The organism is Kitasatospora sp. NPDC056076, assembly GCF_042266305.1.
Classification (GTDB): domain Bacteria; phylum Actinomycetota; class Actinomycetes; order Streptomycetales; family Streptomycetaceae; genus Kitasatospora.
In genome coordinates this window covers 1-22,554 of sequence record NZ_JBHJWG010000024.1, presented here as the reverse complement: position 1 = coordinate 22,554, position 22,554 = coordinate 1, and the positions used below count along the sequence as shown (strand labels likewise).

The 22,554-nt window shown below is 75.0% G+C and carries 18 protein-coding genes; 13 read left to right on the top strand and 5 right to left on the bottom strand.

The features are described from left to right. Nucleotides 1–35 precede the first annotated feature (35 nt). The 3 genes from ACFC1T_RS20715 to modA form a co-directional block, all read right to left on the bottom strand. Complete coding sequence (locus ACFC1T_RS20715) at nt 36–1,157, bottom strand: ABC transporter ATP-binding protein (protein ID WP_375890583.1); 1,122 nt, start codon at nt 1,155–1,157, stop codon at nt 36–38. A 118-nt stretch (nt 1,158–1,275) separates the two neighbouring features. Next, on the bottom strand, nt 1,276–2,091 hold the full coding sequence (locus tag ACFC1T_RS20710; protein ID WP_375890764.1) for an ABC transporter permease: 816 nt from the start codon (nt 2,089–2,091) through the stop codon (nt 1,276–1,278). A gap of 131 nt (nt 2,092–2,222) precedes the next feature. Continuing rightward, a complete protein-coding gene (gene modA, locus ACFC1T_RS20705; protein ID WP_375890581.1) occupies nt 2,223–3,089 on the bottom strand; it encodes a molybdate ABC transporter substrate-binding protein in 867 nt (288 codons plus the stop codon). Nucleotides 3,090–3,490: 401 nt separating this feature from the next. Here modA and ACFC1T_RS20700 point away from each other — a divergent pair, with 401 nt between their 5' ends. The 9 genes from ACFC1T_RS20700 to ACFC1T_RS20660 all read left to right on the top strand — a co-directional run bounded on the left by ACFC1T_RS20700 (nt 3,491) and on the right by ACFC1T_RS20660 (nt 13,968). Beyond that, nucleotides 3,491–4,558 carry an RNA ligase (ATP) gene (locus ACFC1T_RS20700; protein ID WP_375890579.1) on the top strand — a complete coding sequence of 356 codons (1,068 nt, stop codon included), beginning with the start codon at nt 3,491–3,493 and terminating at the stop codon, nt 4,556–4,558. A 121-nt stretch (nt 4,559–4,679) separates the two neighbouring features. Next, nucleotides 4,680–6,044, top strand: coding sequence for a cytochrome P450 (locus tag ACFC1T_RS20695; protein ID WP_375890578.1), 1,365 nt, complete (start codon nt 4,680–4,682; stop codon nt 6,042–6,044). 420 nt (nt 6,045–6,464) lie between these two features. Further along, complete coding sequence (locus ACFC1T_RS20690) at nt 6,465–7,400, top strand: MHYT domain-containing protein (protein WP_375890576.1); 936 nt, start codon at nt 6,465–6,467, stop codon at nt 7,398–7,400. Nucleotides 7,401–7,608: 208 nt separating this feature from the next. After that, a complete protein-coding gene (locus ACFC1T_RS20685; RefSeq protein ID WP_375890574.1) occupies nt 7,609–10,311 on the top strand; it encodes a nitrate- and nitrite sensing domain-containing protein in 2,703 nt (900 codons plus the stop codon). Beyond that, nucleotides 10,308–10,718 carry a roadblock/LC7 domain-containing protein gene (locus ACFC1T_RS20680; RefSeq protein ID WP_375890573.1) on the top strand — a complete coding sequence of 137 codons (411 nt, stop codon included), beginning with the start codon at nt 10,308–10,310 and terminating at the stop codon, nt 10,716–10,718. The genes ACFC1T_RS20685 and ACFC1T_RS20680 overlap by 4 nt, the downstream gene beginning before the upstream one ends. Before the next feature lie 101 nt (nt 10,719–10,819). Further along, nucleotides 10,820–11,230: a DUF742 domain-containing protein gene (locus tag ACFC1T_RS20675; RefSeq protein ID WP_375890762.1), complete on the top strand. Its 411-nt coding sequence runs from the start codon at nt 10,820–10,822 to the stop codon at nt 11,228–11,230. Further along, nucleotides 11,211–11,909: an ATP/GTP-binding protein gene (locus tag ACFC1T_RS20670; protein WP_375890571.1), complete on the top strand. Its 699-nt coding sequence runs from the start codon at nt 11,211–11,213 to the stop codon at nt 11,907–11,909. The genes ACFC1T_RS20675 and ACFC1T_RS20670 overlap by 20 nt, the downstream gene beginning before the upstream one ends. Nucleotides 11,910–12,234: 325 nt before the next feature. Next, a complete protein-coding gene (locus tag ACFC1T_RS20665; RefSeq protein ID WP_375890569.1) occupies nt 12,235–12,831 on the top strand; it encodes an RNA polymerase sigma factor in 597 nt (198 codons plus the stop codon). A gap of 171 nt (nt 12,832–13,002) precedes the next feature. Beyond that, nucleotides 13,003–13,968 (top strand): hypothetical protein, encoded by a 966-nt coding sequence (locus tag ACFC1T_RS20660; RefSeq protein ID WP_375890567.1) that lies wholly within the window; start codon nt 13,003–13,005, stop codon nt 13,966–13,968. A 137-nt stretch (nt 13,969–14,105) separates the two neighbouring features. Here the strand turns inward: ACFC1T_RS20660 and ACFC1T_RS20655 are convergent, their stop codons facing one another. Further along, entirely contained in the window at nt 14,106–15,500 is a 1,395-nt protein-coding gene (locus ACFC1T_RS20655) for a cation:dicarboxylate symporter family transporter (RefSeq protein WP_375890565.1), read from the bottom strand. 208 nt (nt 15,501–15,708) lie between these two features. Between ACFC1T_RS20655 and ACFC1T_RS20650 the strand changes: the two genes are divergently transcribed. From ACFC1T_RS20650 to ACFC1T_RS20635, 4 genes are all read left to right on the top strand, one after another. Beyond that, nucleotides 15,709–17,457 carry an ATP-binding protein gene (locus ACFC1T_RS20650; RefSeq protein ID WP_375890563.1) on the top strand — a complete coding sequence of 583 codons (1,749 nt, stop codon included), beginning with the start codon at nt 15,709–15,711 and terminating at the stop codon, nt 17,455–17,457. Beyond that, nucleotides 17,454–18,197: a response regulator gene (locus tag ACFC1T_RS20645; protein WP_375890561.1), complete on the top strand. Its 744-nt coding sequence runs from the start codon at nt 17,454–17,456 to the stop codon at nt 18,195–18,197. The genes ACFC1T_RS20650 and ACFC1T_RS20645 overlap by 4 nt, the downstream gene beginning before the upstream one ends. Before the next feature lie 240 nt (nt 18,198–18,437). Further along, nucleotides 18,438–19,949: a diaminobutyrate--2-oxoglutarate transaminase gene (locus ACFC1T_RS20640; RefSeq protein ID WP_375890559.1), complete on the top strand. Its 1,512-nt coding sequence runs from the start codon at nt 18,438–18,440 to the stop codon at nt 19,947–19,949. Nucleotides 19,950–19,981: 32 nt separating this feature from the next. Further along, a complete protein-coding gene (locus ACFC1T_RS20635; protein ID WP_375890760.1) occupies nt 19,982–21,466 on the top strand; it encodes a pyridoxal phosphate-dependent decarboxylase family protein in 1,485 nt (494 codons plus the stop codon). 113 nt (nt 21,467–21,579) lie between these two features. On the opposite strand, the gene ACFC1T_RS20630 is transcribed toward ACFC1T_RS20635, so the two are convergent. Beyond that, nucleotides 21,580–22,377 carry an inositol monophosphatase family protein gene (locus ACFC1T_RS20630; RefSeq protein ID WP_375890758.1) on the bottom strand — a complete coding sequence of 266 codons (798 nt, stop codon included), beginning with the start codon at nt 22,375–22,377 and terminating at the stop codon, nt 21,580–21,582. Nucleotides 22,378–22,554 lie beyond the last annotated feature (177 nt).

The window sequence follows — 22,554 nt, the reverse complement described above, 5'->3', positions numbered from 1 at the left end:
CGGGTCAGGGTCGGGTCAGGCCGGGTCAGCCCGGGTCAGGCCGGGTAGGCGTGGGTCTGGGCGGCCTTGACCGAGGCCCAGACCGGTGTCCCCGGGGCCAGCCCCAGTTCGGCGACGGCGGCCGGGGTGAGGTCGGCGGCCATCGGCAGGGCGCCGGAGAGTTCGGCGCGCACCTGGTCGCCGTGCAGGTCCAGGCCGGTGACCTCGGCCTGCCACAGGTTGCGGGCGCTGGACTGCGGCCGCTCCCGGTAGAGGGTGACGGCGGAGGGCGGGAAGGCCACGAAGGCCGGTCCGGACAGCTCCTCGGCGCTGGTCAGGACGGTGCCGTCCGGGAGGGTGACCGAGGTGCCCTCGGCCCGTCCCTGGTACAGGTTGAGACCGACCAGGCGGGCGATGTAGTCGGTGCGCGGACGCCGGGCGACCTCCGCCGGGCTGCCGGACTGCACCTCGCGGCCGTCCTCGATCACCACCAGCCGGTCGGCCAGCACCATCGCGTCCAGCGGGTCGTGCGTCACCAGCACCGCCACGGCCTCGAACTCGGCCAGGTGGCGGCGCAGTTGGGACCGTACGTCGAGCCGGGTGCGGGCGTCCAGGGCGGCCAGCGGCTCGTCCAGCAGGAGCAGCCGGGGGCGGACGGCCAGGGCCCGGGCCAGCGCCACCCGCTGGGCCTGGCCGCCGGAGAGCCGGCCGGGGCGCACCGAGGCGTGGTCCGTCAGGCCCATCCGCTCCAGCCAGGCCGCCGCCTCGGCCCTGGCCTCGCGCTTGGGGCGGCCCTGGCAGCGCGGACCGAAGGCGACGTTGTCGAGCGCGCTCAGGTGCGGGAACAGCAGGTAGTCCTGGAACACCACGCCGACCGGCCGCTGCTCGGCGGGGGTGTGCAGGCGCCGGGCCGGTTCCTCCAGGACATGGCCGTCCAGGCGCAGGTGGCCGCCGGTGAGCGGGAGCAGGCCGGCGAGGGCGCGCAGCGCGGTCGACTTCCCGGCGCCGTTCGGGCCGAGCAGGGCGATCACCTCGCCGGGGGCGGCGGTGAGCGCCAGGTCGAGGGCGAACGCGGCCCGGTCGACCCGCAGGTGGGCGTCGAGGGCGGCGGACGGGGCTCCGGCACCCGGTGAGGGTGCGGGTGCGGGCGCGGGTGCGGGGGGCGGTGCGGGGGTCATCGGTGCGGCCGTCCTGTCGGCGTCCTGGGTGCGGGTGCGGGTGCGGGTGCGGCCGTGCGTGTGGGCGTGGCTGCGGGTGCGGGGGCGTCCGTCCGGGGCCGGGACGGTGGGGCCGGGGTCACGGGGTCGACATCCAGCGGTCGCGCAGGCCGACCAGGACGGCGACGGAGACCACCAGCAGCACCAGCGACAGTGCGATCGCCGCCTCCGGGTCTGACTCCATGGCCAGGTAGACGGCCAGCGGCATGGTCTGGGTGCGGCCCGGGAAGTTGCCCGCGAAGGTGATCGTCGCACCGAACTCGCCGAGCGCCCGGGCCCAGGCCAGGACGGCTCCGGCGGCGATCCCCGGGGCGATCATCGGCAGGGTGATCCGGCGGAACGCGGTCAGCCGGGAGGCGCCCAGGGTCGCGGCGGCCTCCTCGAACCGGGGATCGGCCGCCCGCAGCGCGCCCTCCACGCTGATCACCAGGAAGGGCATCGCCACGAAGGCCTCGGCGATCACCACCCCGGTGGTGGTGAAGGGCAGGGTGATGCCGAACGCCGAGTCCAGCCAGGAGCCGACGATCCCGCGCCGCCCGAGCACCAGCAGCAGCGCCACACCGCCCACCACCGGCGGCAGCACCAGCGGCAGGGTGACCAGCGCCCGGATCACCCGCCGGCCGGGCAGCTCGGTGCGCGCGAGCAGCCAGGCCAGCGGGACGCCGAGGACCAGCGACACCGCCGTGGCGGCCGTCGCGCAGATCAGCGAGAGCCGCAGGGCGTCCCAGACGGCGGCGCTGGTCAACTGCTCGGACAGGCCGCTCCACGGCGCCCGGACGAGCAGCCCGACCAGCGGGAGGATCAGGAACGCCAGGCCGAGCAGCGCCGGGAGCAGCAGGGTGACCGGGACGCGCTGGGCGCCGGGGCGGCGCGGGCCCCGGCGGCGGCCCGGCAGGGCGTTCGCGGGTCCTGTCGGGGCCGGTGCCGGGGCCCGCGCCGGTGCCGGGGCAGCGTCGTCCCGGGTGGTGCCGGTGCTGGTGCTGGAGTCCCGGTTCCGGTCCCGGTCGCTGCCGGTGGTGCGGTCCGTCACGGCGCCTGGAAGCCCGCAGCGGTCAGCACCTGCTTGGCCTCGGCCGACTGGACGTAGGCGACGAAGGCGGCCGCGCCGTCCTTGTTCGGCGCCTTGGCGAGTGCGGCGATCGGGTAGTCGTTCACGGCCTTGGCGGCCTCGGGGAAGTCCACGCCGTCGATCTTCGCAGCATCGGCCTGCACATCGGTCTTGTACACCAGCGAGGCGTCGACCTCGCCGAGCTCGACCTTGGTGAGCGCGCCCTTGACGTCCTGCTCCAGGGTGACCGGGGTGAGGTCGACGCCGGCCGCCTTCAGCGCGGTGAGGGCAGCGGCGCCACAGGGCACCTCCTTCGCGCAGAGCGCGACCTTCACGCCGGAGCCGGTGAGGTCCTTGAGGCCCGTGAGGTGCTTGGGATTGCCCTTGGGCACGGCGATGGCGAGGGTGTTCTTGACGAAGGTCGTCGGCTGGCCGCTCGCGCCGCCCGCGTCGGTGACCGTCTTCATGGTGGCCGGGCTGGCCGCGGCGAAGACGTCCGCCGGTGCACCGGAGTTGATGCTGGTGGCGAGGGCGGAGCTGCCGCCGAAGTTGAAGGTGACCTTGGTGCCCGGGTTGGCGGCCTCGAACTTCTTGCCGAGCTCGGTGAAGGTCTCCTTGAGGGAGGCGGCGGCGAACACGGTGACGGCGCCCTTGGCCTTCGGGGCGCTGGCGCCGTCGGTGCCCGCCGCGCCGGCGGCGCCGGTGGCGGCGGTGGTCGCGGCCGAGGAGGCGGAGCCGGAGGACTTGCCGCCGTCACTGCCGCAGGCGGTGGCCCCGAGGCTGAGGACGAGGGCCGCGGCGGCGGCGACGGCGAGTCTGCGGGTGGGGGTGGTGCGGGTGCTCATCGGTGCTTCCCCTCCAGGGTTCGCGCCGGAAGGGGCGCGGAGGTGTGGCCGCAGGTGCGGCCATTACGGCGATCATAGTGCCGCAGTTGCGAGCGATAAATCCTCTGTCACATCGCACAGCGGAAGTGGGGTGACGGTCTCGGGGCGGCTGTGCGAAGGCTCAAACGTGCACGGACGGTTCGGCTCGGAAGGGAGGCCGGTCCGGCTCGGAGGGGTGGGCCGGTTCGGTGCGTGGCGGGCGTGCGGCTGTCGTACGGCCGTTGTGCGGCGCCTGGTGGAAAACCCTTCGCATCCGGGCAGGTGGAGCGGTCAGAGTGGGCGGCAGCCCGTAGGCGCGGCCGACCGTCGGCCGCCCGGGCCCGAAGGTCGATCCGAACGGATCCACGGGGAGGAGTCCGCCCATGTCCACGCTGCGCGTCACCGCCGAGAAGCTGGTCATCCTGGAGCACCCGAACGCCGACGCACTGGAGTTGGCCCAGGTCGGCCTCTACCGCGCCGTGGTGGCCAAGGGCTCCTACCGGACCGGCGACCATGCCGTCTACATCCCCGAACAGGCCGTCCTGCCGGCGGAGTTGGTCGAGGAGCTGGGGCTGACCGGCAAGCTGGCGGGCGGTGCGGCGAACCGGGTGAGGGCGGTACGGCTGCGCGGGGAGCTGTCCCAGGGCATCGTCTGCCGGCCCGGCGCGCTGGCCGGCGCCGACCTGGCCGGGGCGGCCGAGCGGGGCGAGGACTTCGCCGAACTGCTCGGGATCGTCAAGTGGCAGCCGCCGGTGCCGACCTCGATGAGTGGTGACGTCCTCAGCGCGCCCGACCTGCTGCCCTGGGTGGACATCGAGAACCTCAAGCGTCACCCCGACGTCTTCGAGCCCGGCGAGCCCGTGGTGCTGACCGAGAAGCTGCACGGCAGCTGCTGCCTGGTCACGTACACCGCCGAAACCGGCGAGGTGCACGTCTCGTCCAAGGGGATCGGCGCGCAGGGGCTGGCGCTCGTCGAGGACGAGCGCAACCTGTACTGGCGGGCGGTGCGCGCGTACGACATCCCGGCGGTGGCGGCCCGGTTGGCCGAACGGCTGGGTGCCGAGCGGATCGGCATCTTCGGCGAGGTGTTCGGCGAGGGCGTGCAGGACCTGTCGTACGGCGTCTCCGCGCGCACCGAGCGCCCCGGGTACGCGGCCTTCGACGTGTCGGCCGTCGTGGACGGGCGGCTGACCTGGCTGTCGGCCGCCGAACTCCTGGACGGCGAACTGCCGTTGGTGACCGAACTGTGGCGCGGTCCGTTCGACACCGCGACGGTGCTGGCCCACGCACAGGGCAAGGAAGCCCACTCCGGGCGCGAACTCCACCTGCGCGAGGGCGTGGTGGTCCGGCCGGCGGTCGAGCGCTGGAGCCCGGTGCTCGGCGGACGGGCGATCGCCAAGGTCGTCAGCGACGCCTACCTGACCCGCAAGGGCGGCACCGAGTACGAGTGAGCCGAGGCGACCGGGCGCGGACTTCGTCCCTCCGCGCGGCTTCCTCGGCTGAATACCCGTCAGTAAGGTTGAAGGGTCACCGAGTGCGCGTCAGCGCCGAGGAAGTCCAGAAGGAGTGCCGATGGCCACCGCAGCCGCCGTACCCGGACCGGCCGGGAACCCCCTGGTCGGGTCGCTCTTCGACCTCACCCGCCGTCCGCTGCGCACCTACCTCGCGGCTCGGCGCGACCACGGCGACGTGGTGCGCATGGTGGCCGGGCCGCCCGGGCTGCGGGTCGAGTTCTACGGGGTGTTCTCGCCGGAGGGCGTCCACCAGGTGCTGGGCAGCGAGGCGGCGAACTTCCGCAAGGAGAACAGCTTCTACGACGAACTGCGGACCAGCGTCGGCAACGGGCTGCTGACCAGCCAGGACGAGGTCTACCAGCGCCAGCGCCGGCTGGTCCAGCCGCTGTTCACCCGGCGCCGGGTCGACGGCTATGCCCAGGCGCTCGCCGAGGAGGCGCAGGCGCTCGCCGAGCGCTGGCGGGCGGTGCCGGGCGGGGTGGTGGACGCGGCGGAGGAGATGTCGCGGTTCGCGCTGCGGGCCGTCGCCCGGATCCTCTTCGGCGCCGACGTGGAGGAGGCGGTGGAGGTGGTGAACCGCAGCTTCCCGGTGCTCGGCGAGTACGTCAAGGAGCGCGGTTTCGCGCCGGTCCGGTTCCCGCGCACCTGGCCGACGCCGGGCAACCGGCGCGGCCTGGAGGCGCAGCGGGCGCTCTACGAGGTCTGCGACCGGATCATCGCGGAGCGGGCCGCGCGCGGGGGCGGTGACGAGGAGGCGGACGACCTGCTGACCCTGCTCGGCCGGGCGCGCGGCGAGGACGGCGAGCGGCTGGACCCGGCCGAACTCCGGGACCAGGTCCTGGTGTTCCTGCTCGCCGGGCACGAGACCACGGCCACCTCGCTGGCCTTCGCGCTGCACCTGCTGGCCAAGCACCCAGAGCAGCGCAAGCTCGCCCGGGAGGAGGCGCTGACCGTTCTGGCCGGGCGGGCGCCGACGGCGGCGGACCTGGAGCGGCTGCCGTACCTCACCCGGGTGATCAAGGAGGCGATGCGGCTCTACCCGGCGGCGGCGCTGATCGGGCGGCGGGCGGTCGAGGAGACGGTCATCGACGGGTACGTCATCCCGGCGGGGGCGCAGGTCGTGGTCGCGCCGCTGGTCACCCAGCGGCACCCGGACCACTGGGTCGATCCCGAGCGCTTCGACCCGGACCGGTTCCTGCCGGAGGGGGAGAAGGCGCGGCACCGCTACGCGTGGTTCCCGTTCGGCGGCGGGCCGCGGGCCTGCATAGGGCAGCACTTCTCGATGCTGGAGTCGGTGCTGACCCTCGGGGTGCTGCTGCGGGACTTCGACCTGGAAGTGGTGGACCGGCGGGTGGCGCTCGCGCAGGGGATCACGCTCCGGGCGGCGAGCGCGATGCGGGTGCGGGTCACGGCGCAGGACTGACGGCGCAGGACTGACGGCGCAGGACTGACGGCGCTGGACTGACGGCGCTGGACTGACGGCGCTGGGCCGACGGGAACGGCTGGCGGGTTTCAGGGTTCAACTTTCAGAAGACAGATAACAGATTTCAACATCTGTTATCTGTCTTCTGACTTTTGTCTTCTGTTCGTCGCCAGTCGCCCGCCCGGGCGCCACCGGACACAGGACCGGGTCATTCGAACACAGCGCCCGCGCCGCGCGTGCAGCTTTTCAGATCTTCGTCTGGCTGATTCCGGCCGCTCGATAGCGTCCCACGCACCCCAGGCCGGAAGCGCACATGCGATGGGCATATGCCCATGTGCCCGTCGGATGCAGTCCGCCCGGCCGGGGGTGCCCGGGGGCACCGCATTCCGCCCCGGGCCCGACCGGTCGACCGGAGGTCCCATGGGCGCCCTCAACCAGTTCAGCTTCGGCTGGCTGACCCCTGTCCTCTCCTACGCGATGGCCTGCGCCGGCGCCGCCCTCGGGCTGCGCTGCACCCTGCGCGGCCTGGCGGCCACGGGCGCCGCCCGCCGGAACTGGCTGCTCACAGCGGCCGCCGCGATCGGCTCCGGGATCTGGACCATGCACTTCGTCGCCATGTTCGGCTTCGCCGTCGACGGCACCGAACTGCGCTACAGCGTGCCGCTCACGGTGCTGAGCCTGCTGGTCGCCGTACTGGTCACCGGGCTCGGCCTGACCGTGGTCTGCTACGGCCGGCACCGCGGCCTCGCCCTGCTGGGCGGGGGCTGCACCACCGGCGTCGGCGTCGCCGCGATGCACTACCTCGGGATGGCCGCCGTCCGGATGCACGGCGGGCTGCGCTACGACGGCGGGACGGTCGCCCTCTCCGTCCTGGTCGCGGTCGGTGCCGCCACCGCCGCGCTCTGGGCCGCCGTCACCGTCCGCAACGGGTACGCCGCGGCCGCCGCCTCACTGGGCATGGGCCTCGCCGTCAGCTGCATGCACTACACGGGCATGGCCGCCGTCCACGTCCAGCTGGATCCCGCCCGGACCGGTCTGGGCGGGGTCAGCCCGATGGATTTCGTCTTCCCGCTCGCCGTCGGCCTCGGCTCGTTCCTCTTCCTGGCCTCCGCCTTCGTCGCGCTCTCCCCGACCACCCAGGAGCGGGCCGGGTACCCGGAGGCGGGGGAGCTGGCGATCGAGGAGTTCGCCGGGCCCGCCGCCGGGCCCGTAGCCGACCCGGGCGCTGTGCCCTCGGGCCTCGCGCTCACAGATCTGTACGGCCCCGCCGCGGACGGCTTCGACCCGTACGGCCGGGAGCCGGACGGCTTCGACCCGGCCGGCCGGGATCCGTACGGCCGGGACCGTGCGGCCTGAGCCCGTCCGCGCCGCCCGAGCCCCGTCGCCCCCGCCCGAAAGGCCCCCGTCCATGCGAGAAGACCGTGGCACCACCCCCGGCGCCCGCCGGGGTGCCCACGCCGGACCGCCCGCCCGCTCGTCGCGCCCCGGCCCCCGATTGCGCGGGCTGCTCGGGCCACTTGGGCCACTCGGGCCGCTCGGACTGCGTGGGCTGCGTCCCCGGAGCGTGCGTGCCCGGATCATCGCCCTGCTGATGGTCCCGGTCGTCTCCGTCATCGCCCTCTGGGGCTTCGCCACCGTCACCACCGCCCAGGGCGTCTGGGACCTGCTGCGCCTGCGCGACGCCCAGCGCAGCCTGCTCACCCCCGTCGCCGACACGGTCGCCGGCCTGCAGGCCGAACGCGCCGCCGCCGGACAGTTGTTGGCCGGTCCGGGCCTCGTTCCGGGGACGGTGCCCGCCGCGGGGCGGGAGAGTGCCCTGCGCGAGGCCGCCGCCGCCACCGACCGGGCGCTCACCCCACTGTTCCCCGATCCGCGCCACCCCGGCCAGGGCTACAACCGGGCCGACGCCCAGGGCCTCGGCGCCGACGCAGCCGCCCGCCTGGACGGCCTCGGCACCGCGCTCGCCGCCCTGCCCGAACTGCGCGCCAGGGTGCTCACCCGGAGCGTGGGCTGGTCCGAGGCGTACGCCGCCTACGGGGCGGCCGTGGACCGGGCGCTGGCCGTGTCCGGTGCCGTCGCCGCTACGGCCGACGGCCGTTCCGGGGCCGACGCGCGGGCGCTGCCGGAGCTGGACCGCTCCCGCGAACTCCTCTCCCGCGAGGACGCGTTGCTGCGGTCCGCCGAGCTCTCCGGCGGGCTCGGTGACGACCAGCTGCGGGAGTTCGCCGGTACGGCCTTCGCCCGCCGCGCGTTCGAGCAGGGCGCGGCCGCCGGTCTCGGCTCCGCCGGCCGGGAGGCACTGCTTTCCGTCACCGGCGGCCCGGACCACCGGGAACTGGTGGGCTACGAGGAGGAGGTCCGGACCGCCGCCGACGGCCGGTCGGCCGTCGCCGCGGTGCCGGCGGACCGCTGGGCGACGGTGGCCGGGAGCGTCGCCGCCGGGCTGCGCGACGTCGCCGACCGGGCCGGTCGGCTCGTCGCCGAACAGCAGAACCCCTACGCGCTGGGCCTGTTCACCCCGGCCGGGATCGCCGTCCTGCTCGGGCTGCTCGGGGTGATCGCCTCGCTGGTGATCTCGGTGCGGATCGGCCGCGGTCTGGTCACCGAGCTGACCGGCCTGCGCAACACGGCACTTGACCTGGCGGGGCGCAAACTCCCCTCCACCATGCGGAAGTTGCGTTCGGGTGAGGAGGTGGACATCGAAGCCGAGGCGCCCCGGCCGGTCGGCCGCGACGACGAGATCGGCCAGGTGCACCGGGCGCTCGGCACCGTGCAGCGGGCCGCCGTCACGGCGGCGGTGGAACGGGCCGAGGTGCTGTCGGGGGTGTCCGGGGTGTTCGTCAACCTCGCGCGCCGCAGCCAAGTCCTGGTGCACCGCCAACTCGCCTTGCTGGACGCCATGGAGCGCCGCACCGAGGACCCGTCCGAGCTCGCCGACCTGTTCCGGCTGGACCACCTGACCACCCGGATGCGCCGCCACGCCGAGGGCCTGATCATCCTCTCCGGCGCGGCCCCCGGCCGGGCCTGGCGGCGGCCCGTCCCCCTGGTGGACGTGGTGCGGTCGGCCGTCTCGGAGGTCGAGGAGTACGCCCGGGTCGAGGTGCACCCGCTGCCGCGTGCCGCCGTCGTCGGCCACGCCGTCGCCGACCTCACCCACCTGGTGGCCGAACTGGTCGAGAACGCCACCGGGTTCTCCCCGCCGCACACCAGGGTGCACATCCGCGGTGAACAGGTCGGCAACGGCTACGCGGTGGAGATCGAGGACCGGGGCCTCGGGATGGGTCCGGCCGCGCTGGCCGCCGCCAACCGGCGGATCGCCGCGGCCGAACAGACCGACCTGTTCGACAGTGACCGGCTCGGCCTGTTCGTGGTCAGCCGGCTGGCCCGACGGCACGGCGTCCGGGTCTCCCTGGTGACCTCCGCGTACGGCGGCACCACCGCGGTGGTGCTGCTGCCCACCGGGCTGCTGGCCGACGAGCGCGAGGGCCCGGGGCAAGGCTACGAGCCGGTACCGGAGTTGGACATCACGCCGGAGCCGGCGCCCGAGTGGGAACCGGCGCCGAAGTGGGAACCGGCCCCCGAGTGGGATCCGGCGCCCGAGCGGGGGCCGGCCCCCGGCGTCGGGCCTGCGTGGTGGCCGCCGGCCGGGCCGGATCCGGCCGGGGCCGGAACGGAACCCGCCCTCCCGGGCAGCGGAGTGGCGGGGACAGAGCTTCCGGCGGCGGGTGGGCCGCCGCCGGAGGGCGGGGCGCTGCTGCCGTTCGGAGCCCGGGGCGTCCACCCCGAGCCGACGCGCCGCACCCCCTTCCGGGCCTCCGGTGCCCGGACGGCCGGACCGGCTGCGGACGGGGGCCCGGGTGCGGCCTCCCGTTCGCAGCCCGGTCCGCCGCAACCCGGTCCGCCGCAACCCCACCACGGCGCCCCCGCACCGCCGGCGGGCGCGATGCCGGGTGAGTGTGGATCAGTGGACGGTCCGGAGGAGTTGCCGCGCCGGGTGCGCCGGGCGAGTCTCGCCCCGCAGCTGCGGGAGGCGCCTGCCGCCGCCCCGTACGGCCGCCGCGGAGTCGGTACCGGAGTTGCCACCGGAACCGGTACGGGGCCGGCGGCCCGCAGTCCGGAGGAGGCGCGGGCGGCGATGGCGGCCTTCCAGCACGGCTGGGCCCGCGGCCTGCGGCCCGACGTCGGGCCCGGAACCCCGTCCGACGTCCGGCCGGAAGCCCGGCCCGGAGCGAGACCCGACACCCGAACCGAAGGAGACCGGCCGTGATCGGCACCACCCACCGCACGGGGGAACTGAACTGGCTCCTCGACGAGTTGGTCCAGCGCGCGCCCGAGGTGAACTTCACCGTGATGCTCTCCGCCGACGGCCTGGCCATGGCCAGTTCGGCCGGTCTGGCCCGGGAGGACGGCGAGCACCTGGCGGCCGTCGCGGCCGGATTCCACAGCCTCGCCAAGGGCGCCGGACGGCACTTCGGCGCGGGCGAAGTTCGGCAGACCATGGTCGAGTTGGAGGGCGGCTACCTGCTGGTCGCGGCGGCCGGGGAGGGCACCTGCCTGGCCGTGTTCGCGACCGCGCGGGCCGATCTCGGGCTGGTCGCCTACGAGATGGCCAGACTGGTCCGCCGGGTCGGCGAGCACCTGAGCGCCACGCCCCGTACGGTGCACGGCGGGTGAGCTCGGTGCCCCGGCCGGACGGCCCCTACCACCGGGCGGAGGACGCCTTCCACCCGTACCACCAGCGACATCCGGAGCACCCGCGGGCCGACCCCGACCGGCTGCCCCGGAACCCGCTCGCCGCCGCCCGCCGGGCCCACTGGTACGACGACGAGGCCGGGCCGCTGGTCCGCCCGTACGCCATGACCGGGGGCCGGACCGGGGGCGGTGAGCAGCAGTTCGACCTGATCGCCGTGGTGGTGTCCGAGCTGCCCGACCCGGCGCTCGCGCCGGACGCGCCCGAGCTGCCGGTCGGTCCGGAGCAGGCGCAGATCCTGCGTCGGTGCCTGGGCACACCGCTGTCCGTGGCCGAGCTCGCCGCCGACCTCGACCTGCCGGTGGGCGTCGTGCGGGTGCTGCTCGGCGATCTGCTGGCGGCGGGGCTCATCCGGGTCAACCGCCCGGTCCCGCCCGCCCTGCTCCCCGACGAACGCATCCTCCAGGAGGTCATCCATGGGCTCCGCGCACTCTGACCGTCCGTCCGGCCGTCACCACCCCGCCGGCGGCCCGGACCGCCCGATCAGCCGGTGGCCGTCCGCCCCGGTGGGCCCGGTGGACCAGTCCGACTCCGTGCTCGCGCTCAAGATCCTGGTCGCGGGCGGGTTCGGGGTCGGAAAGACGACGCTGGTCGGCGCGGTCAGCGAGATCCGTCCGCTGCGCACCGAGGAGCGGCTGACCGAGGCCGGGCGCGGGGTGGACGACCTGGACGGGGTGGAGCGAAAGTCCAGTACCACGGTGGCGATGGACTTCGGCCGGATCACCATCCGCGAGGGCCTGGCCGTCTACCTGTTCGGAACCCCGGGGCAGGACCGGTTCTGGTTCCTCTGGGACGAGTTGGCCCAAGGGGCGCTCGGTGCGGTGGTGCTCGCCGACACCCGTCGGCTGACCGACTGCTTCCCGGCCGTGGACTTCTTCGAGCAGCGCGGCATCCCCTTCGTCGTCGCGGTGAACCGGTTTGCCGGGACACGCGAGTACGGCCCGGACGAGGTCGCCCGCGCGCTGGACCTGGACCCCGGTACTCCGGTACTGCTCTGCGACGCCCGGCAGCGCGCCTCCGGCAAGGAGGTGCTGATCAACCTGGTCGAGCACGCCGGCCGGGTGCACGCCGCCCGGTTGCTCGCGGAGGTCTCGCCGGCGGCGGCCGGCAGCTGACGGGCAGCGGAGGACGGGCAGCGGAGGACGGAAGACGGCGAACAGATGACAGAAAACAGATGACAGCGAACAGATAACGGATAACAGATGTTGAAATCTGTTATCCGTTAGCGGTCGCCTGGTCCCCGCGATGGCGCTGTTGTGGCCAGTGGTGGTCGGTGGTGGTGAACTCCCGCTCTGGGACCGGTCGATGACGAGTTGCACACGAATGACTGCGCAGAGTGAGAGGACGGCTTATGATGTGACCTGTGTCACAACATGTCCGGTAGGGGTGGGAAACCGCCCCAACTGGGCGTTCGGGGTGCCGATTTCCGGGGAGAGCGGCATGGCGGAATGCAACGAGCGGTGTGCGGGCGGGCCGCGCAAGGACTTCGGCCCGGGGCCGACGGAACGCCAGTCGGCGGACTTCAACGGGTTGTTCACCGAGTTGCTGCCCAGGCTCCAGCAGGCGGCCGCGATGCTCGCCGGGAGCCCGCTCGCCGCGGGTGACGTCGTCCACGACGCGTACCTGCGGATCGCCCGCCGCCCGGAGCGCTTCCTCAGCCACCCGCAGCCGTACGCCTACGTGTTCACCACGATGACGAACATCCTGCGCGACCAGTGGCGCCGGGAGCGCCGTCGGGCGGCGCTGCGCGAGGACCCGGAGCCGGCCGAGGCCGCGGGCCACGGCCGGGCGGTGGCGTTCGGCCCGGCGCCCGGCGGGATGGCCGAGCTGCAGGCGCGCTGGGAGGTGGTCCGCCTGCTCGGCTTCCTGACCGTCAAGCAGGCCCGCGCCGTGGTGCTGGTGGATATCGACGGCTACTCCGTCGACGAGGCCGCCGAGTTGCTCGGCCTGCACCGCAGCACCCTGGCCGTCACCCGCCGCCGCGCCCACGGCCGGTTGCGCGCCGTCCTGGAGCACGAGCGCCGGCACGAGCTCTGACAGCCCGGCCGCCCGCCGAGCCGCCCGCCGAGCTGCCCGCCGCCGCCGAGCGCGAGGTCGCCCGTCCCGGCCGAGCGCCGAGGCGGCCCCCTGGGATGCCGTCGCCGCCCCGACGCACCGAGCCGACGGCAAGTCGGCTGATGCGCCACCCCGGCCCGTACGCTGAAAATCGTGATCACGTACGAGGACCACAGCGTCCGCGCCCTGGCCGAGGACGGTCGCTGGCCCGAGCTGCTCGCCGCCTACCGGCAGGGCCGGGCGGCCGCCGTCGTGCAGGCCGGTGAGCGGGCCGCGGTGGCCCTGACCGCGCCGCTCGGCCATCTGATCGCCTACGCGGCGCCGCCCGAGCTGGCCGTCCGGCTGTTCGACGCGGACGGCGGCGCGGGGACCTTCGCCGGGGTGGCGGACCACGACGCCGGTCCGCTGTGGGAGGTGCTGGCGACCCGCCACTCCTGGCTGCGGCTGGCCCCGCTGCTCGGTCCGGCGCCGGTGCGCCGCCTGGTGGCGCACACCCGGGTGCTGCTCGGCGAGGACCTCTCCTACGGTGCCGAGCCCGACCCCGAGGGCGTGCCGCTGCGCCTGGAAGCCTGGGAGAAGGCGGGCTGGGAGGAGGCCGCCCGGGTGCGCGAGTACCTGCCCGGCGGGGGAGCGCGCAGTGCGGTGCTGACCCTGCCGGCCAGCCGGGAGGGCCTGGGCCAGGTCGACCTGCCGCAGTCGACAGCCCGGCCGGGCGGTCAGCGGGTCACCCGGGGCCTGACGGAGCTGGCCGCGTTGGCGCCCTGGGCGGAGGTGGTCTGCGTCCGCGGTCCGGCTCCGTCGGCGGCCGCCGTGCTGGCCCGGGCCCGGCGGGTGGTCGGCGGGTTCCTGCCGTTCGCGCTCGCCTACCCGGCGCTCGTGCAGGCCGCCGCGGTGGGCCGGACGCACGGTTGCGCGCACGGGCGGCTGAGGCTCTGGCGGGCGCTGGGCGCGATGGCCGGGGTGGACGGGCCGAACCGCCGTGAGGTGGACGCCCTGGTGGCCCGGATGCGCTGCTTCACCTGGCAGGAGCCGGCCGCCGGGCTGCGCCACCTGCACGTGGCGCTGGAGGATCCGGCCAGTGGGGTGGCCTGGGCGGTCAGCGGCTCGCAGGAGTTCTGACCCGGGTTCCGGGGGGATCCGCGAGCGCCGACCCGCGCCGACCCGGTACGGGTCGGCGCCGGGAACGGGAAGCCCCCCGGCCCGGCGCCGTTTCCGGGGGAGGTGCTGGCGCCGGACCGGGGGAGTCGTGGGAGCGCTCAGACGGTGGCCGCCGTCGTGGCCGCCGTCGCGGGCACCGCGGGGACGGCCTCCGGCTCGGGGGCGGCGCCGCCGTGGCCGTCGACCAGGGTCAGCTCGTCGAACGGCAGCCGGCCGTCCAGGACGCGGCGGGCGCGCTCGGCGTCCAGTTCGCCGGTCCAGTGCCCAATCAGCACGGTCGCGACGGCGTTGCCCGCGAAGTTGGTGAGGGCGCGGGCCTCCGACATGAACCGGTCGATGCCGACGATCAGGCCGACCCCGTCCACCAGTGCGGGCTTGTGCGACTGCAGGCCGCCCGCGAGGGTGGCCAGCCCGGCGCCGGTGACCCCGGCCGCGCCCTTGCTGGCGATCACCATGAAGACCAGCAGCGAGAGCTGCTCGCCGATCGACATCGGCTTGTCCATCGCCTCGGAGATGAAGATCGAGGACATGGTGAGGTAGATCGCGGTGCCGTCGAGGTTGAAGCTGTAGCCGGTCGGCACGGTGATGCCGACGACCGGGCGGCTGACGCCCAGGTGCTCCATCTTGGCGATCAGGCGGGGCAGCGCGCTCTCGGAGGAGGAGGTCGAGAGGATCAGCAGGAACTCGCGGCCGAGGTACCTGAGCAGCGCGAACACGTTGACCCCGGCGACCAGGCGCAGCAGGGTCCCGAGCACCACGACGACGAACAGCGCGCAGGTGACGTAGAAGCCGATCATGATCACGGCGAGGCTCTTCAGCGCGTCGACGCCGGTCGCCCCGACCACCGCCGCCATCGCCCCGAAGGCACCGATCGGCGCGACCCACATGATCATCGACATGATCCGGAACACCAGCCGCTGCAGGTGCTCGACGCCGCGCAGCACCGGTGCGCCGACCGGTCCGAGGGCCTGCAGGGCGAAGCCGGCCAGCAGTGCGACCAGCAGGGTCTGCAGCACCTTGCCCTGGGTGAGGGCCGAGAACAGGGTGTCGGGGATCATCCCGAGCAGGAAGTCGGTGGTCGACTGGGCGCCGCCGGCGGCCGCCTGGGCGTGGCCGGACTTGGCGAGCGCGGCGGTCAGGTGCAGGCCGCCGCCGGGCTCCAGCAGGTTGCCGACGACCATGCCGATGGCCAGGGCGACGGTCGACATGGCGAGGAAGTAGCCGATGGCGAGGCCGCCGACCTTGCCGACCTTCGCGGCCTTGGTGACCGAGCCGATGCCCAGCACGATGGTGCAGAAGATCACTGGACTGATCATCATCTTGATCAGGTTGACGAACCCGGTGCCGATCGGCTTCAACTCGACGGCGAAGCCGGGGGCGGCCAGTCCGACCACCACGCCCGCGACCACCGCGGCGATCACGGCGAGGTAGAGGTAGTGGGTCCGGTCCTTGCGTCTGGGTCCCCCCGCCGTGGCGGTCTCGGTGGTCGACATCTGCGGCTCCTTCGCCCTGCAGTCCTGGCGGCCCCGGGTGGTGGGCCGATCCGACTATGGGGCCCTGGAGTGACGGAGGTCACGTTTGCGTTCATAGAGTTCACGGCGGGACGGGAACGGCCGGGGTGCCGCTCGGGGCCGGGCAGTACTCGGGCGCGGGGTGCCCGGGGCCCGGGAGTGTGCGGGGCCGTGGTGCACACTGGCAGGCATGTCCGTGAGCACCGCCCCCACCCGCTCGCGTCGCCGCTGGCTCCCGCTGCCGCGCCGGCTGGTCCGCAGCCTGGCCGGGCAGCTCTTCGTCGTCCAGGTGGTCATCGTCGCCGCCGTGGTGGCGGGCGGCGCGGTGCTGGCGTACCTGTTCACCGCCGAGCGCACCGAGGACGCGGCCCGCCGCGAGGTCACCTCGGTGGCCCACGCCGTCGCCGACTCCCCGTCCGTGCGCTCCGCCGTCGCCGGGCCGGACCCGACCGCGGTGCTCCAGCCGTACGTCGAGCAGGTGCGCCAGGACGTCGGGGTCTCCTTCATCACCGTCATGGACACCGAAGGGGTGCGCTGGACCCACCCGCTGCCCGAGCAGATCGGCAAGCGCTACCTCGGGCACATCGACTGGGCGCTGGCCGGGCAGACCCGCAGCGAGACCTACACCGGCACGCTCGGCCCCTCCGTCCGGGTGGTCACCCCGGTGTGGGACGACCAGCACCGGGTGATCGCGCTGGTCAGCGTGGGGCTGACGCTGGAGTCCATCTCCGCGCAGCTGAGCGGACCGCTGCTCGCCCTGGTCGGGGTCGCGGTGGCCGCGCTGGCGCTCGGAGGGGCGGGCACCTACCTCGCCAACTCCCGGCTGCGGCGGCACACTCACGGCATGCGGCCGGACGAGCTCAGCCATCTCTACGAGTACCACCAGGCGACCCTGCGGTCGGTGCGGGAGGGGCTGATCCTGCTCGACCGGGCCCACCGGGTGGTGCTGTGCAACGATGCCGCTCGCGAACTGCTCGGCCTGGAAGGCGAGTTGGACGGGCGCCCGGTGGCGGAGCTGGGGCTGCCGGAGGCCCTGGTGGCCGCCGTGCTCGGCGAGGAGCCGGTCCGGGACGAGGTGCACCTGACCGCCGAGCGGGTCGTGGTGCTCAACACCTCCACCATCGGCACCGGTCTCGGCCGGGTGGTGACACTCCGCGACCACACCGAACTGCAGTCGCTGAGTGGAGAGTTGGACTCCGTACGCGGCTTCACCGAGGCGCTCGGGGCGCAGGCGCACGAGGCCGCCAACCGGCTGCACGCCGTCGTCTCGCTGATCGAACTCGGCCGCCACGAGCAGGCGGTGGAGTTCGCGACCGCCGAACTCGCCCTCGCCCAGCAGCTCACCGACCGGGTGGTCGCCGCGGTCGGCGAGCCGGTACTGGCCGCGCTGCTGCTCGGCAAGGCGGCCCAGGCGGCCGAACGGGGCGTGGAGTTGACCCTCACCGAGGACAGCCGGATCGACGACGGGGTGCTCCCGCCCGGGCTCTCCGCCCGGGACCTGATCACCGTCCTCGGTAACCTGATCGACAACGCGGTGGACGCCGCCATCGCCGGGGCCGCGCAGAGCCCGGGCCCGCCGGAGGTCACCGTCACCGCGCGGATCGACGGCGATGGGGGCGACGGCGATGGGGGCGATGGCGGTGCGGTCGACGGCGGGGTGCTCGGCGTGGGCGGCGGGGGCGCCTGTCTGCTGCTGCGGGTCGCCGACACCGGTGCGGGCATCGACCCGGCCGCCGTCGAGGACGTGTTCCGGCGCGGCTGGAGCACCAAGCAGGACGGCCACGGGCACGGCCTGGGTCTGGCACTGGTCGCCCAGGCCGCCCGGCGCAACGGCGGCACCGTCGAGGTCGGGCGCGAGCGCGGCGCGGTGCTCACCGTACGGCTGCCGCTGACCGGCGGCCGGGTGCGGGAGCTGGAGCAGGGCGGGGTGTCGGCGTGAGCGGCGGAGGTGTGGACGGCTCCGGCGTGAGCGGTGCCGCCCCGAGCGGGATCTCCGTCCTGGTCGTGGAGGACGACCCGGTGGCCGCCGCCGCGCACACCCTGTACGTCGAGCGCGAGCCCGGCTTCCGCGCCGTCGGCACCGTGCACAGCTGCGCCGACGCGCTGCGCTTCCTGGAGCGGGCCCGCGCCGCCGGGACGCCCGTCGACCTCACCCTGCTCGACCTCTACCTGCCGGACGGCCACGGCCTCCAGCTGTGCCGCACTCTGCGCGCGGCCGGGCACGCCACCGACGTCATCGCGGTCACCTCGGCCCGTGACCTCGCCATGGTGCGCCAGGCGGTCTCGGCGGGGGTCGTGCAGTACCTGCTGAAACCGTTCAGCGCGGCGGCGCTGCACGACCGGCTGGAGCGCTACGCCCGTTACCGGGACAGCCTCGGGCGCACCGGCGAGGCGACCGGACAGGACGAGGTCGACCAGGCGTTCGCCCTGCTCCGCACGCCCGAGCGCAACTCGCTGCCGAAGGGGCTGAGCGCGCCGACCCTGGACACCGTGGCCTCGGTGCTGCGGGAGGCCTCGACCGGCCTGTCGGCGGCGGCCGCCGGTACCGCTGCCGGGGTGTCCCGGATCACCGCGCGGCGGTACCTGGAGCACCTGGTGGACACCGGGCGGGCGGTGCGCGAGCCGCAGTACGGGAGCGTGGGGCGGCCGGAGCTCTGCTACCGCTGGAAGGGGCGGTGACGGCGGGGCGCTGATGGGGGGCGGCGACGGCGGTGCGTTGATGGGGGGTTGGTGGCGGGCACGGATGGGGCGCTGCCGCCCGTGACCTTTCGGTGCCCTCGTTCGTTGGGCCGGACGGGGGCGCTGCGGGCGCTGTCGGGGGAGGTTCACTCACTCGGGTGGTTCTGGGTGCCCCCGCGGCATTCCGGCAGGTCACGGGCGATAAAGTTAGGCTTACCTAACTTCTTCTGGGGGTTCGCCTTGTCGCTCGCCGCCGTACCCGCCCAGGCCGCCTCCGGGGCCACCGCCGCCGCGGCCCCGCCCGCCGGCGAAGCCATCCTGCGCCGCCAGCGCGTCCGCGAGTCCGCCGCCCGGACGTACGCCCGGTCCTTCCCGATCGTCCCGGTCCGGGCCCACGGCATGACCGTCGAAGGCGCCGACGGCCGCCGCTACCTGGACTGCCTCTCCGGCGCCGGGACGCTCGCCCTCGGGCACAACCACCCGGTGGTGCTGGAGGCGATCCGCCGCACCCTCGACAGCGGCGCCCCGCTGCACCTGCTCGACCTGGCCACCGCCGAGAAGGACGACTTCACCAGCGCGCTGTTCGAGAGCCTGCCCCCCGAGTTCGCCTCCCGCGCCCGGGTGCACTTCTGCGGACCGGCCGGGACGGACGCCGTCGAAGCCGCCCTCAAGCTGATGCAGACCGCCACCGGGCGCTCCGGCGCCCTCGCCTTCACCGGCGCCTACCACGGCATGACGGCCGGCGCCCTCGCGCTCACCGGCAACGTCGCCGTCAAGGAACCGCTGCCCGGCGGCGGCGAGGTCGTCCGGCTGCCCTACCCGTACGGCTACCGCTGCCCGTTCGGGGTCGGCGGCGAGGCGGGCGCCGAACTCGGTGCCACCTACGTCGAGCGGCTGCTCGACGACCCCTCCGGCGGTGTGGTGCCGCCCGCCGCGATGGTCCTGGAGGCCGTCCAGGGCGAGGGCGGGGTCGTGCCCGCCCCCGACGGCTGGCTGCGCGAGATGCGCCGGATCACCGCCGAGCGCGGCATCCCCCTGATCGTGGACGAGGTGCAGACCGGCGTCGGACGCACCGGCGCGATGTGGGCCGTCGAACACAGCGGCATCGTCCCGGACGCGATGGTGCTCTCCAAGGCCATCGGCGGCAGCCTGCCGCTCGCCGTGGTCGTCTACCGCGAGGACTACGACGGCTGGCGGCCCGGCGCCCACACCGGCACCTTCCGCGGCAACACCCTCGCGATGGCCGCCGGCGCCGCCACCCTGCGGTACGTCGCCGCGCACGGACTGGCCGAGCGGGCCGCCGTGGCGGGCGAGCGGATCACCGCCCGGCTGCGTGAACTCGCCGCCGAACTGCCCGCGATCGGCGACGTGCGCGGGCGCGGGCTGATGATCGGGGTCGAGCTGGTCGACCCCGGCGCCGACCCCGACGCCTGCGGTGCCCGCCCGGCCGATCCGGCGCTCGCCGTACGGGTCCGCGAGGCCTGCCTGGCCCGCGGGCTGATCGTCGAACTCGGCGGGCGGCACGACGCGGTGCTGCGGCTGCTGCCGCCGCTGACCATCACCGACGAGCAGGTCGCGGCCGTGCTGGAGCGGCTGGCGGAGGCGATCGCGGCGGCCTCGGCGGCCTCGGCGGCCTCGGCGGCCCAGGCTCCGGCCACGGCTCAGGCCACGGCTTCGGGATCGGGTTCGGGCTCGGGCGCGGGAGCGGCTCGGGTTCAGGCTTCGGGTTCGACGGCGCGGGGTGGGGCGTGACCGCCGCCGACCCCGGGGCGGTACCGCCCGAACTGCCCGGCGGGGGCGGCGATCCGGACGCCCTCGCGGGCGGCGCCGCCGGGCCCGGTGCCCTCGGCCCGCTGCTGGCCACCGTCCTCGACGCCCTCGACACCGGCACCGCGCTGCGCTCCGGGCCACTGCCCGCCGGCAGCCCGGCCGAGATCGCCGCCCTGGTCGCGGACGGCCTCGCCGGTGCCCGCGGACGCGGCGCGCTCGCCCGGCTCACCGAGCTGCTCGCCTACGGCGCCGCCGACCCCGCCGACCCGGCCTGCGCCGCCCACCTGCACTGCCCGCCACTCGCCGTCGCGGCCGCCGCCGACCTCGCGGTCAGCGTGCTCAACCCCTCCCAGGACTCCTGGGACCAGGCCCCGGCCGCGACCGCCCTGGAAACCGCCCTGCTCGCCGAACTCGCCACCCTGGTCGGCTACGACCCGCGCCGCGCGGCCGGGGTGCTCACCTCCGGCGGCACCGAGTCCAACCTGATGGGCCTGATGCTGGCACGGGACCAGAAGCTCGACGGCATCGTCGAGCTGGACGGCATCCCGGCCGGCGCCCGGCCCTGCATCCTCGCCTCCGAGGCCGCCCACTTCTCCGTCCAGCGCGCGGCCGCCCTGCTCGGACTCGGCGAACGCTCCGTCCTCGCCGTCCCCGTCGACCGCCGACTGCGCATGCCCCCCGAGGAGTTGGAACGCGCCCTGGCCGAGGCCAGCTGGGCCGGACGCACCCCGATCGCCGTCGTCGCCACCGCCGGCACCACCGACACCGGCGCCATCGACCCGCTGCACGCCGCCGCCGACCTGGCCGGCCGCTACGGCGCCTGGCTGCACGTCGACGCCGCGTACGGCGGCGGCGCGCTGCTCTCCGACCGGCTCGCCCCGCTGCTCGACGGCATCGCCCGCGCCGACTCGGTCTCCCTGGACTGGCACAAGCTCGGCTGGCAGCCCGCGGCCGCCGGGGTCTTCCTGGTCCGCCGGGCCGAGACCTACGTCTCGCTGGCCCGGCGCGCCGAGTACCTCAACCCCGTGGACGACGAGCAGGCCGGCTACCCCAGCCTGCTCGGCCGCTCGCTGCGCACCACCCGGCGGGCCGACGCCTTCAAGCTCGCCGTCACGCTGCGCACCCTCGGCCGGGAAGGCCTCGGCCGGCTCGTGGACGCCTGCCACGACCTGGCGTTGGCGGCCGCGGACGCCGTCCGGGCCGAACCCTCGCTCGAACTGCACGCCGAGCCCGTCCTCACCGCGCTGCTCTTCCGCTACCGGCCGCCCGGGATGACGGACGAGGCCGCCGTGGACGAGCTGAACGGGCAACTGCGCCGGCTGCTGCTGCGCACCGGACGGGCGGTGGTCGGGCGGACCGAACTGCCGGGGGACGGGCCCGGGCGGGTGCGGCTGAAACTCACGCTGCTCAACCCCCACACGACGGCGGGCGAGGTGGGGGCGCTGCTGCGGGAGGTGGTCGGCGCGGGGCGCAAGGTCGCCGGGGAGCGGGCGGGGTAGCGGCGCCGTCGCTGTCGCCGTCGCCGTCGCGGGTGGGCGGGCGGGCGGTGACCGGGCCGGGGCGGGGAGGGGCGGACGGGGGGTCCGGCGGGCTGGGGTCGGGTCCGGTGCGGTCAGCCGTTCAGGAGGATGCCGCGGGTGAGTTCCCAGGTGTCGGGGTCGGCGGCGACCAGCAGGCCGTCCTCGCAGCCGGGGGCCTCGGGGCGGTACGGGGCGCCGTCCATGCGGGCCGAGACGCCGCCGGCCTCGGAGAGCAGCAGTGAACCCGGGGCGTGGTCCCAGGGGAGGGTCCGCCAGTAGAAGATGAAGTCGGTCCGGCCCTCGACGACGTCGGGGTACTCCATCCCGGCGGCGCTGCGGCCGGGGGAGATCTCGCCGAAGGCCGCGCAGTGGGACTCCAGGCGGTGCCGGTCGGCCGGGTCGAGGAAGCGGCTCTTCAGGATGCCGGTCAGCTTCCCGGCGTCGGCGGGCGCCGGGCGGCGGGTGAGGCGTTCGCCGTCCCGCCAGGCGCCGGAGCCCAGTTCGGCCCGGTAGGCGGTCGCGGTGGCGGGCTGCCAGATCCACGAGGCGACGGTCAGGCCGCTGCGGACCAGGGAGCACATCACGGCGTAGTCGGGGCGGCCCGCGACGAAGTTGGCGGTGCCGTCCACCGGGTCGACCAGCCAGACGGCGGGCTCGTCGTGGATGGCCAGGGCGAGCGCCGGGTCGGCGGACACCGCCTCCTCGCCGACCACCGGGACGGGCAGCAGTTCGTGCAGGCGGCGGGCGATGATCGCCTCGGCCTCGCGGTCGGCGACGGTCACGACCTCGCCGGGCGCCTTCTCCATCACCTCGCCGGCGGTCAGCGCCCGGAAGCGCGGCTCCACCGCCTCGGCCGACGCCTCGGCGAGTATCTCCGCCACCTTGTCCATCAGCACGTTCGCGCTCCCTTCGCCGGTTACCACTCTCCCACGAGTGGGTGGAGCGGGTGTCGGCCGGCGGGTGGCGGCGGACGGAGAACGGGGAACAGATGACGGATAACAGATGACAGATTTCGAAATCTGTCATCTGTTATCCGTTGGTTGTCCGCCGGTTCCCCGGCGGTTCGG

What these genes read in the sequence shown, in the direction of transcription:
- ACFC1T_RS20715 (WP_375890583.1), bottom strand. Translation starts at nt 1,157, where the DNA reads ATGACCCCCGCACCGCCCCCCGCACCCGCGCCCGCACCCGCACCCTCA.
- modA (WP_375890581.1), bottom strand. Translation starts at nt 3,089, where the DNA reads ATGAGCACCCGCACCACCCCCACCCGCAGACTCGCCGTCGCCGCCGCC.
- ACFC1T_RS20700 (WP_375890579.1), top strand. Translation starts at nt 3,491, where the DNA reads ATGTCCACGCTGCGCGTCACCGCCGAGAAGCTGGTCATCCTGGAGCAC.
- ACFC1T_RS20695 (WP_375890578.1), top strand. Translation starts at nt 4,680, where the DNA reads ATGGCCACCGCAGCCGCCGTACCCGGACCGGCCGGGAACCCCCTGGTC.
- ACFC1T_RS20690 (WP_375890576.1), top strand. Translation starts at nt 6,465, where the DNA reads ATGGGCGCCCTCAACCAGTTCAGCTTCGGCTGGCTGACCCCTGTCCTC.
- ACFC1T_RS20670 (WP_375890571.1), top strand. Translation starts at nt 11,211, where the DNA reads ATGGGCTCCGCGCACTCTGACCGTCCGTCCGGCCGTCACCACCCCGCC.
- ACFC1T_RS20665 (WP_375890569.1), top strand. Translation starts at nt 12,235, where the DNA reads ATGGCGGAATGCAACGAGCGGTGTGCGGGCGGGCCGCGCAAGGACTTC.
- ACFC1T_RS20655 (WP_375890565.1), bottom strand. Translation starts at nt 15,500, where the DNA reads ATGTCGACCACCGAGACCGCCACGGCGGGGGGACCCAGACGCAAGGAC.
- ACFC1T_RS20650 (WP_375890563.1), top strand. Translation starts at nt 15,709, where the DNA reads ATGTCCGTGAGCACCGCCCCCACCCGCTCGCGTCGCCGCTGGCTCCCG.
- ACFC1T_RS20630 (WP_375890758.1), bottom strand. Translation starts at nt 22,377, where the DNA reads ATGGACAAGGTGGCGGAGATACTCGCCGAGGCGTCGGCCGAGGCGGTG.